Annotated in this window: 11 protein-coding genes; 7 read left to right on the top strand and 4 right to left on the bottom strand. The window is 70.5% G+C overall.

All coding sequences use genetic code 11. The features are described from left to right. The 3 genes from ACZ67Q_RS32280 to groL form a co-directional block, all read left to right on the top strand. Positions 1 to 221, top strand: a 221-nt coding sequence (locus ACZ67Q_RS32280; RefSeq protein ID WP_471189430.1) for a hypothetical protein, incomplete at its 5' end; no start/stop codon positions are given. A 173-nt stretch (positions 222 to 394) separates the two neighbouring features. Beyond that, on the top strand, positions 395 to 703 hold the full coding sequence (gene groES, locus ACZ67Q_RS32275) for a co-chaperone GroES (protein WP_009190181.1): 309 nt from the start codon (positions 395 to 397) through the stop codon (positions 701 to 703). A 121-nt stretch (positions 704 to 824) separates the two neighbouring features. Further along, positions 825 to 2,444 (top strand): chaperonin GroEL, encoded by a 1,620-nt coding sequence (groL, locus tag ACZ67Q_RS32270; RefSeq protein ID WP_471189427.1) that lies wholly within the window; start codon positions 825 to 827, stop codon positions 2,442 to 2,444. A gap of 54 nt (positions 2,445 to 2,498) precedes the next feature. Here groL and ACZ67Q_RS32265 read toward each other — a convergent pair whose 3' ends face one another. The 3 genes from ACZ67Q_RS32265 to ACZ67Q_RS32255 form a co-directional block, all read right to left on the bottom strand. After that, positions 2,499 to 3,206 carry an ester cyclase gene (locus tag ACZ67Q_RS32265; RefSeq protein WP_471189425.1) on the bottom strand — a complete coding sequence of 236 codons (708 nt, stop codon included), beginning with the start codon at positions 3,204 to 3,206 and terminating at the stop codon, positions 2,499 to 2,501. 79 nt (positions 3,207 to 3,285) lie between these two features. Continuing rightward, the gene (locus ACZ67Q_RS32260; RefSeq protein WP_471189424.1) at positions 3,286 to 4,059 is read right to left on the bottom strand and encodes an SDR family NAD(P)-dependent oxidoreductase; all 774 of its coding nucleotides are present in this window, start codon (positions 4,057 to 4,059) and stop codon (positions 3,286 to 3,288) included. Between the two features lie 63 nt (positions 4,060 to 4,122). After that, on the bottom strand, positions 4,123 to 4,791 hold the full coding sequence (locus ACZ67Q_RS32255; RefSeq protein ID WP_471189422.1) for an MOSC domain-containing protein: 669 nt from the start codon (positions 4,789 to 4,791) through the stop codon (positions 4,123 to 4,125). Between the two features lie 79 nt (positions 4,792 to 4,870). Here ACZ67Q_RS32255 and ACZ67Q_RS32250 point away from each other — a divergent pair, with 79 nt between their 5' ends. Beyond that, the gene (locus tag ACZ67Q_RS32250) at positions 4,871 to 5,770 is read left to right on the top strand and encodes a LysR family transcriptional regulator (protein WP_471189421.1); all 900 of its coding nucleotides are present in this window, start codon (positions 4,871 to 4,873) and stop codon (positions 5,768 to 5,770) included. Positions 5,771 to 5,849: 79 nt separating this feature from the next. Here ACZ67Q_RS32250 and ACZ67Q_RS32245 read toward each other — a convergent pair whose 3' ends face one another. After that, positions 5,850 to 6,176, bottom strand: a complete 327-nt coding sequence (locus ACZ67Q_RS32245; RefSeq protein WP_361632180.1) for a WhiB family transcriptional regulator — start codon at positions 6,174 to 6,176, stop codon at positions 5,850 to 5,852. Positions 6,177 to 6,556: 380 nt separating this feature from the next. Between ACZ67Q_RS32245 and ACZ67Q_RS32240 the strand changes: the two genes are divergently transcribed. The 3 genes from ACZ67Q_RS32240 to guaB all read left to right on the top strand — a co-directional run bounded on the left by ACZ67Q_RS32240 (position 6,557) and on the right by guaB (position 10,366). Next, complete coding sequence (locus ACZ67Q_RS32240) at positions 6,557 to 7,168, top strand: response regulator transcription factor (protein WP_003948568.1); 612 nt, start codon at positions 6,557 to 6,559, stop codon at positions 7,166 to 7,168. Positions 7,169 to 8,108: 940 nt separating this feature from the next. Further along, entirely contained in the window at positions 8,109 to 8,699 is a 591-nt protein-coding gene (locus tag ACZ67Q_RS32235; protein WP_103781490.1) for a sigma-70 family RNA polymerase sigma factor, read from the top strand. A gap of 164 nt (positions 8,700 to 8,863) precedes the next feature. Continuing rightward, positions 8,864 to 10,366 carry an IMP dehydrogenase gene (gene guaB / locus ACZ67Q_RS32230; protein ID WP_471189419.1) on the top strand — a complete coding sequence of 501 codons (1,503 nt, stop codon included), beginning with the start codon at positions 8,864 to 8,866 and terminating at the stop codon, positions 10,364 to 10,366. Positions 10,367 to 10,389 lie beyond the last annotated feature (23 nt).

The raw sequence follows: 10,389 nt of genomic DNA, 5'->3' as shown, positions 1-10,389 counted from the left end.
GGGTGTCCGTCCTCGGTCCGGCCGCCCGTCCCCGACGAGGGCACCCTGTGCCGGTGCCGGACGCTGCGGGCGGACACCCCCCACCCCGGCCCCTCACCGCCGTGCGCGAGTGCACCGACGCGGTGGCGCGCGCCTCCGACCGGCAGGGCTGCCGGCAGTCCGTGCGCTCGGTCCGCCGGACCACGTACCCGACCCGGATCCTGCGGCGCGCCGCACGGTAATTGGCACTCCGCTTGACCGAGTGCTAATCCCGGTCATAGTCTCGGCTCTGGCACTCGGCAGATGAGAGTGCCAACACAGCGACGGGCAGGTCCGGCACCCGCGACGACGGATCGACCTGGTCGCCACCTCAGACAGTTAACCCCGTGAGATCTCCGAAGGGGGAGGTCGGATCGTGACGACCGCCAGCTCCAAGGTTGCCATCAAGCCGCTCGAGGACCGCATTGTGGTCCAGCCGCTCGACGCCGAGCAGACCACGGCCTCCGGCCTGGTCATCCCGGACACCGCCAAGGAGAAGCCCCAGGAGGGCGTCGTCCTGGCCGTTGGCCCGGGTCGCTTCGAGGACGGCAACCGTCTGCCGCTCGACGTGAAGGTCGGCGACGTGGTGCTCTACAGCAAGTACGGCGGCACCGAGGTGAAGTACAACAACGAGGAGTACCTCGTTCTCTCGGCCCGCGACGTGCTCGCGATCATCGAGAAGTAAGCACACTTCACCCGAAGCTCTGCTTTTCAGCTGCGCCCCTGGCCCCTGCGACCGATAACGAAGCCGGGCGCCGGGGCGCAGTCGTTTTACCCACGAGATTTCCGAGAGGGCTCCCGCTGCCATGGCGAAGATCCTGAAGTTCGACGAGGACGCCCGTCGCGCCCTCGAGCGCGGCGTCAACAAGCTTGCCGACACCGTCAAGGTGACCATCGGCCCCAAGGGCCGCAACGTCGTCATCGACAAGAAGTTCGGCGCCCCGACCATCACCAACGACGGCGTGACCATCGCCCGTGAGGTGGAGGTCGAGGACCCGTACGAGAACCTCGGCGCCCAGCTGGTCAAGGAGGTGGCGACCAAGACCAACGACATCGCGGGTGACGGTACGACCACCGCGACCGTGCTGGCCCAGGCACTCGTCCGCGAGGGTCTGAAGAACGTCGCCGCCGGCGCCTCCCCGGCCGCCCTGAAGAAGGGCATCGACGCCGCGGTCAAGGCCGTGTCCGAGGAGCTCCTCGCGACCGCGCGCCCGATCGACGAGAAGTCCGACATCGCCGCCGTCGCCGGTCTGTCCGCCCAGGACAGCCAGGTCGGCGAGCTCATCGCCGAGGCGATGGACAAGGTCGGCAAGGACGGTGTCATCACCGTCGAGGAGTCCAACACCTTCGGTCTGGAGCTCGACTTCACCGAGGGCATGGCCTTCGACAAGGGCTACCTGTCCCCGTACTTCGTGACCGACCAGGAGCGTATGGAGGCCGTCCTCGACGACCCGTACATCCTGATCACGCAGGGCAAGATCGGCGCCATCGCCGACCTGCTGCCGCTGCTGGAGAAGGTCATCCAGGCCGGCTCCTCCAAGCCGCTGCTGATCATCGCCGAGGACGTCGAGGGCGAGGCCCTGTCGACCCTGGTCGTCAACAAGATCCGCGGCACCTTCAACGCCGTCGCGGTGAAGGCCCCCGGCTTCGGCGACCGCCGTAAGGCGATGCTGCAGGACATGGCCGTCCTGACCGGCGCCACCGTCATCTCCGAGGAGGTCGGCCTCAAGCTCGACCAGGTCGGTCTCGACGTGCTCGGCTCCGCCCGCCGCGTCACCGTCACCAAGGACGACACCACGATCGTCGACGGTGCCGGCAACTCCGCGGACGTCCAGGGCCGCGTCGCGCAGATCAAGGCCGAGATCGAGAACACCGACTCCGACTGGGACCGCGAGAAGCTCCAGGAGCGCCTCGCGAAGCTGGCCGGCGGCGTGTGCGTGATCAAGGTCGGCGCCGCCACCGAGGTGGAGCTGAAGGAGAAGAAGCACCGTCTGGAGGACGCCATCTCCGCGACCCGCGCCGCGGTCGAGGAGGGCATCGTCTCCGGTGGTGGCTCCGCTCTGGTCCACGCCGTCAAGGTCCTCGAGGGCAACCTCGGCAAGACCGGCGACGAGGCCACCGGTGTCTCCGTGGTCCGCAAGGCCGCCGTCGAGCCGCTGCGCTGGATCGCCGAGAACGCCGGCCTGGAGGGCTACGTCATCACCTCCAAGGTCGCCGAGCTCGACAAGGGCCAGGGCTTCAACGCCGCCACCGGCGAGTACGGCGACCTGGTCAAGGCCGGCGTCATCGACCCGGTCAAGGTCACCCGCTCCGCCCTGGAGAACGCCGCCTCCATCGCCTCCCTGCTGCTCACGACCGAGACCCTGGTCGTCGAGAAGAAGGAAGAGGAAGAGCCGGCTGCCGCGGGCCACGGCCACGCCCACTGACGCACGTCAGCACTGAGGCCCGGCACCCCCTGGGGTGCCGGGCCTCTCGCGTCGCTAGCGCTCCAGCGTCTCCAGTGCGCCCAGCTGCTGCATCAGGCCCAGCTGGTCGTGCTGCCACCACAACTCGGCGATCTTGCCGTCGCCGCTCAGGCGGAACCAGGTTGTTCCGGTCATGGTGACCTGCTTGCCCGTGGGCGCGATGCCGAGGAAGTCGCCCGTGTGCGTGGCGTTCCAGGTCCACCGCGCGCAGACCCGGTTCTCGTGGGCGAGCACGTCCTCGACCGTGAAGGAGAAGTCGAACGCGGCGCGCCACATCCGGAACTCGCTGCGCATGGCGTCCAGTCCGAGGGTGTCCTGCGGATTGATCGGGTCGTGGCTGTGGATGTCCTCGTCCAGCAGGTCGTTGAGCGGCGGCAGGTCGCCGGCCGTCCCCAGCGTGGCGAAGAAGCGCCGCACGGTGTCCTCGGACAACTGGTCGTCTCGCACCACGTCCAGGTCGGTGAAGGACGGCATCTCGTCGCACAGGGCGACCATGTCCCGGAAGATCCGGTCCGTCTCGGGCATGTTGGAGTTCCGCATCGCCTCCTCGTACGAGGGAAACTCCACGATCTCGATGAAGTGCGACGCGTCGGAGCGGTCCTTGCCGACCACGGCGTGCGTCGCCGTCCGCTTCCCCTTGGTCTTCTCGACCCAGGTGTCCATCAGCCGGTCCATCTCGTCGAACCGGCTGGTCTTGCAATCGATGAGCTGCACGAACGTCATGGCGCCGCCTCCGGTCCCCCCGTGGGTCCGGTGTGTCCGTCGTTTCATTTTCCCACCGGACAGCCGCCCTCACCTGTCGCTACTGCGGCCCGTACTTCCGTCCCGTCCGTGACGTGAGCCCGCCCAGCAGCCCCCTCGGGACGAGCTTCGCCGCGCCCAGCAGGGCCTTGTAGCGGGGGTCCGGAATGGACAGGGTGCGGCCGCGGGCCAGGTCGGCGAGGGCCGTCGCGACGACCTTGTCGGCGTCCAGCCACATCCAGTTCGGGATGTTGTCCGTGCCCATCCCGGCCCGCTGGTGGAACTCCGTGCGGACGAAGCCCGGGCACAGCGCCATCAGCCGTACGCCGCTGCCCGCCAGGTCGCGCGCCGCGCCCTGGGAGAACTGCACGACCCACGCCTTGGACGCCCCGTACGTGCCGCGCGGCACGAAGGCGGCGACCGACGCCACGTTGACGACGCCGCCCCGGCCGCGCTCGCGCATCGCCTCCGTCGCCGCCGACGTCAGCCGCAGCACCGCCTCGCAGTGCACCTTCAGCATCCTCAGCTCGTCGGCCATCGGGACCTCGAGATAGCGGCCCTTGTTGCCGAAGCCGGCGTTGTTGATCAGCAGGTCGACGGGGCTGCGCCGGTCGCCGAGGCGGGCGGCGACCGCCTCGATGCCGTCGTCCGTGGCCAGGTCGGCGGTCAGCACCTCCGCCTCGATGCCGTGCCGGTCGTGCAGCTCGGTCGCCTGCTCGCGCAGCCGCTTGGTGTCCCGGGCCACCAGCACGAGGTTGTGCCCGTCAGCCGCCAGCCGCCGCGCGAACGCGGCACCGATCCCCGCGGTCGATCCCGTAATCAGAGCCGTTGTCATGCGCCAAGACTAGTTACCCGGACTGACAGACTCCGCGCTGCGCACCCCCGGCCTGACATGAGGTCAGCGGCCCTGCTGCCCGATGTACTTGCGCGCCGCCGCCAGCGAGTCCGGGTGCAGCGCCGCGCCGGCCGCGAGCAGCCGCGGCAGCAGCTCGCGCTCGGTGGTGACGGCTCGGAACTGCACCGCCACGGTCACGTCGTGCTCCGGCCGGTGCACGACCTCGATCGCATCGCCCGCGCGGATCTCCCCAGGCTCGATCACCCGGAGATACGCCCCCGGCGCGCCCCGGTGCGTGAACCGGCGTACCCACCCCTTCTCACCCAGGTGCTCCTGGAAGGTACGGCAGGGAATGCGTCCGCTGGTCACCTCGAGCACCACGTCCGGGCCGATCCGCCAGCGCTCGCCGATCAGCGCGCCGCAGACGTCCACGCCCCGGGTCGTGAGGTTCTCGCCGAACGTGCCGTTGACCAGCTCCCGCCCCAGTTCGCGCTCCCAGTCGTCCAGGTCCTCGCGGGCGAAGGCGTACACCGCCTGGTCGTCGCCGCCGTGGTGGCGGGTGTCGCACACCGCGTCCCCGGCCAGCCCGCTCGCGCCGATCCCCTTCGGCCCCGGCGCCGTCACCTTGACCGGCCCGTCCACCGGGCGCTTGTCGATGCCGGTCAGCCCGTCCGGCTGGTCGGTGAAGGGGACGGCCCGGGCCTGGCCCACATTGAGAGACAGAAGCTTCATGGAGGCACGGTAGCGAGCGGACCTCAAAGTGTCGACGCGTTATTCTGCGCGGAATCCAAGCTTCCCTTATGCTTGAGGGGTGATCGAGGCTCGTCATCTCCGTGTCCTGCGCGCCGTGGCCACCACCGGCTCCTTCTCCGCCGCGGCCCGCGAGCTGGGCTGCACCCAGCCCGCCGTGAGCCAGCAGATGAAGGCCCTGGAGGGCTCCGTCGGCACCCCGCTGCTGGTGCGCACCGGACGGGAGATGCGGCTGACCCAGGCCGGCGAGGCCCTGGTGCGGCACGCGACCGGCATCCTCGCCGGGCTGACCGCCGCCGAGGAGGAGGTCGCCGCCATCGCCGGGCTGCGCGCCGGCCGGGTCCGTCTCGTCTCCTTCCCCAGCGGCAGCTCCACCCTCGTCCCCACCGCCCTGGCCGCCCTGCGCGCCGCCCACCCCGGCACCCGGGTCTCCCTGGAGGAGGCCGAACCGCCCCGGTCCGTGGAGCTGCTGCGCGAGGGCGACTGCGACATCACGCTCGCCTTCCGCTACGAGGGCGCGGCGGGCGCCGAGGAGTGGGACGACCTTGTCGTACGGCCGCTGCTGACGGATCGTCTCGTCGCGTTGCTGCCCGAACGGCACCCCCTCGCGGCGCGTGCGGAGCCCCTGGCCATCGGGGCGCTGGCCGACGAGCCGTGGATCGCGGGCTGCCCGCGCTGCCGGGGCCAGCTGGTCGAGGTCTGCGAGGGTGCGGGCTTCACGCCCCGCATCGACTTCGCCACCGACGACTACCCCGCGGTGGTCGGCCTGGTCGGCGCAGGTCTGGGCGTCGCCGTCCTGCCCCAGCTCGCCGTGGAGTCCGTGCGCCCCCGCGGCGTACGCATGTTGACGCTTGAACCGTCGGTACGGCGGGAGATCGTCGCCCTCACCCTGCCGGATCTGTCCCAGGTGCCGGCGGTCGCGGCGACGCTGGAGCAGCTGGCTCGTACGGCACGGCGGTAGCGGCGACGGGCGTCCGAGGGGCGCCGAAGAAAAGGGCACGCGGTCGGGCGTGCCCTGGGGGTGATGCAGAAACGTTCCTTCAGGTGTTCGAACCGGCATTCCCGCCGGCCGACGCCGTCACCAGGCGGTTGCGTGCCCGCCCCATGAGCTCTTCGCGCTCGTCCTCGGTCAACCCGCCCCACACGCCGTACGGTTCACGCACCGCCAGAGCGTGTGCCGCGCACTGGGCGCGGACCGGGCACCTCATGCAGACCTCTTTGGCCGAGTTCTCGCGAGCACTCCGCGCCGCACCGCGCTCACCCTCCGGATGAAAGAAGAGGGAGCTGTCCACACCGCGGCAGGCAGCGAGCAGCTGCCAGTCCCACAGGTCCGCGTTCGGTCCGGGAAGGCGGGAGAAATCTGCCATTACGTGACCCCTTGCAGCCGTTCTGAGTGGATACGGTGCCCACGACCGTACAACTACGATCTAAGGAGATGAAAATATGACTCATTGCGAATCTAGCCTCAGACACCAGCGCATGGGAAGAAATGGGGCCAAATGGGGCATGGTTGTGATGAAAGCTTGAGGGTTGGCCCTGTGTGTCTCCACTGTGTTCGCCCCCTCACGTAGAGTGCCGAAGATGGCAGATGGCCCCGTAACTCTTTCGAGTGACCGTCGTTGAGAGTGCGGAGGCGGTTGAAAACACAAGGGCTCGGGCAGGCGTCCGAGACGGTCGACCGCACAGGTGACGATTTCGTACCAGCCTGGAGGCACAAGGTGACGCGCATCAGCTGCGGAGGGCGGCCATGACTTCCGTCCTCGTCTGCGACGACTCCCCGCTTGCCCGAGAGGCGCTCCGCCGCGCGGTCGCGACCGTGCCCGGCGTCGAGCGTGTGACGACGGCGGCCAACGGCGAGGAAGTCCTCCGCCGCTGGGGTGCCGACCGCTCGGACCTCATTCTGATGGACGTCCGCATGCCCGGCCTGGGCGGTGTCGAGACCGTCCGCCGACTGCTGTCGGCCGACCCCGGGGCGCGCATCATCATGCTGACCGTCGCCGAGGACCTCGACGGCGTGGCCCTCGCGGTCGCCGCCGGCGCCCGCGGCTATCTGCACAAGGACGCCTCGCGCGCCGAGCTGCGCGCCACGGTGACGCAGGCACTGGCCGACCCGACCTGGCGCCTGGCGCCGCGCCGTCTGCGCTCGGCGGAGATGGGCGCCGCGCCCACTCTCACCGCACGCGAGATCCAGGTGCTGGAGGGCATGAGCCACGGCCGCTCCAACGCCGAGATCGGCCGTGAGCTGTTCCTCTCCGAGGACACCGTCAAGACCCACGCCCGGCGCCTGTTCAAGAAGCTCGGCGCCTCCGACCGCGCGCACGCGGTGGCGCTCGGCTTCCGCTGGGGCCTGGTCCGCTAGGGCCTGTCCGCCGCACCGGGTCGGCGAAGGGCGACGGTGCCTTGTCCACATGCGCGAACGGGGTGGCACACGACGCCCGCACGCGGAACGCCCGCACGCGCGGCGAGCGCGAGCGGCACCGCGCGGGCCGTCGGGGGTGTCCGGCAGGTGGTCCGTGTCGTGTGCGGTGCCGGGGAGGCCTGGCCGGGGCCTACGACATGCCGGGTGCCCGCACGCCGACCGGCGCGCCCCGTCCGGCGCGGGGCGGCGTCCGGCTCCGGGTACCAGGCGTTCCGCACCACGAGCCGCCGCGGTCGCAGGGCTCCCGGCCGGGTGTTTCCCACGGCGACGCGTCGCACCGGCGCCGTATCCCGGCTCCCGGCTCGCGCCGGGCGCGGCTGGATGATTCCTCCGGCGCCGGACGGTGCCGTGTCCCGGGCGCGGGGCTGTACTGCGTACCGCGCGGGGTCTCCGGAGTTTCCTGCGGCGGCGGCCGCCCTCGCCGTGCCGCAGCCGTGCGTCTCCAGGGCGTGACGCATCTCCTTCCTGCCGCCGCCGGAGCCGTGACCTGCGCTGCCGGAGCGCCGCTGCCCCGCGTGTCCGGAGCGTGGCCGCCGCCCCGGGCCGACGGGGCGGATCCGGCTCGGTGTCCCAGGTCGGAGGCCCACGGGGCGGGTCTCGGCGGGGCGCCGTCGGCCGGGCGGGCGGGCGCGGCGGGGGTGCGCCCCCGTACGCACGCGTACCGGCGTTCGCCGCCCCGCGGGAGAGTCCTCGCGGACGCCCGCTGCTCGTTTCGGCGCCGATGCCGCATCCTTGAGGTGTGGAGTTCCTCGGGGACGAGTCGGTCGAGCGGAAGGGGAGGGCGCAGGGGATGAGTTCCGGCGCACCTGCTCATAACGCTTCGGTGCACAACGCCGAGCGCGGTGCCACGGACGTCAGAGCCGCAGGGCACCATGGACCGATGCGTGACGACGAGGCGGCCACTCCTGCCCAGGGGGCGATCGGGCCACTCGTGCACCGCGCGGTGGACGGCGACGAACAGGCCACGCACGACCTGCTCGCCCACGTCCATCCCCTGGCGCTGCGCTACTGCCGTACGAGGCTGTCGCGGCTGCCCGGCGACGCCCGGCATTTCGTCGAGGACCTCGCTCAGGAGGTCTGCGTCGCCGTGCTGCTCGCGCTGCCGCGCTACAAGGACACCGGCCGGCCTTTCGAGGCGTTCGTCTTCGCCATCGCCGCGCACAAGGTCGCCGACCTGCAGCGGGCGGCGATGCGGCACCCGGGCTCGACGGCCGTGCCGTCCGACGAGATGCCCGAGCGGCCCGACGACTCCCTGGGCCCCGAGGAGCGCGCCCTGCTCAGCAGCGACGCCGAGTGGGCGAAGAAACTGCTGGCCAACCTCCCGGAGAACCAGCGCGAGCTGCTGCTGCTGCGCATCGCGGTGGGCCTCACCGCCGAGGAGACCGGCCAGATGTTGGGAATGTCACCCGGCGCGGTCCGGGTGGCGCAGCACCGTGCGCTGAGCCGGCTCCGGGCGCTCGCCGAGCAGTAACTGTGCCTGGGCCCGGCCGGATCGGCGCCTTGATTGAACAGGCGACCACTGGTTTCCGTACGAACATACGAAGCCTGAAGCGGTCCACAACCGTGGAATGAGACGGGTCCATCTCCCGTTAGCATGGACATCCGCACCGATCAAGGCCATTTGGGGAAGGTGTCATGACTGCCAACGTCGACGGAGTGCCCGGTAAATTCGCGACACTCGGGCTGACCTACGACGACGTGCTGCTGCTGCCGGGTGCATCCGAGGTGCTCCCCAACGCGGTCGACACCTCGTCCCGCATCTCCCGCAACGTCCGGGTCAACATCCCGCTGCTCTCGGCGGCGATGGACAAGGTGACCGAGTCCCGCATGGCGATCGCGATGGCGCGCCTCGGCGGCGTCGGCGTCCTGCACCGCAACCTCTCCATCGAGGACCAGGTCAACCAGGTCGACCTGGTGAAGCGCTCCGAGTCCGGCATGGTGGCCAACCCCATCACCATCCACCCGGACGCCACGCTCGCCGAGGCCGATGCGCTGTGCGCCAAGTTCCGCATCAGCGGTGTCCCCGTCACGGACGGCAACCGCAAGCTGCTCGGCATCGTCACCAACCGCGACATGGCCTTCGAGAGCGACCGCAGCCGTCAGGTCCGCGAGGTCATGACCCCGATGCCGCTGGTCACCGGCAAGGTGGGCATCTCCGGCGTCGAGGCCATGGAGCTGCTGCGCAAGCACAAGATCGAGAAGCTTCCGCTGGTCGACGACGACGGTGTCCTCAAGGGCCTGATCACCGTCAAGGACTTCGTCAAGGCCGAGAAGTACCCGAACGCCGCCAAGGACGCCGCGGGCCGTCTGCTCGTCGGTGCCGCCGTGGGCGCCAGCCCCGAGGCCCTCGAGCGCGCCCAGGCGCTCGCCGCGGCCGGTGTGGACTTCCTGGTCGTCGACACCTCCCACGGCCACAACAGCAACGCCCTGAGCTGGATGGCGAAGATCAAGTCCAGCGTGAACGTCGACGTGATCGGCGGCAACGTCGCCACCCGCGACGGCGCGCAGGCGCTGATCGACGCCGGTGTCGACGGCATCAAGGTCGGTGTGGGCCCGGGCTCCATCTGCACCACCCGAGTGGTCGCGGGCATCGGCGTCCCCCAGGTCACCGCGATCTACGAGGCCTCCCTCGCCGCTCGCCCGGCCGGCGTCCCGCTGATCGGCGACGGCGGTCTGCAGTACTCCGGTGACATCGGCAAGGCGCTGGCCGCCGGTGCCGACACCGTCATGCTCGGCAGCCTCCTCGCCGGCTGCGAGGAGTCGCCCGGCGAGCTGCTGTTCATCAACGGCAAGCAGTTCAAGTCGTACCGCGGCATGGGCTCGCTGGGCGCCATGCAGTCCCGCGGCCAGGCCAAGTCGTACTCCAAGGACCGCTACTTCCAGGCCGACGTCGGCTCCGACGACAAGCTCGTGCCCGAGGGCGTCGAGGGCCAGGTGCCCTACCGCGGCCCGCTGGCCAACGTGCTGCACCAGCTGGTCGGCGGTCTGCGCCAGACCATGGGCTACGTGGGCGCTGCCACCATCGAGGAGATGGAGTCCAAGGGCCGCTTCGTCCGGATCACGTCCGCGGGTCTCAAGGAGAGCCACCCGCACGACATCCAGATGACGGTCGAGGCGCCGAACTACAGCAGCAAGTGACGCCCACCCTTGTGTGAAGGTCC

The sequence above is a fragment of the Streptomyces sp. NPDC036813 genome (assembly GCF_055609245.1).
Note: the sequence above shows the minus strand (reverse complement) of the source record. Positions and strands in the feature narration are given on the sequence as shown.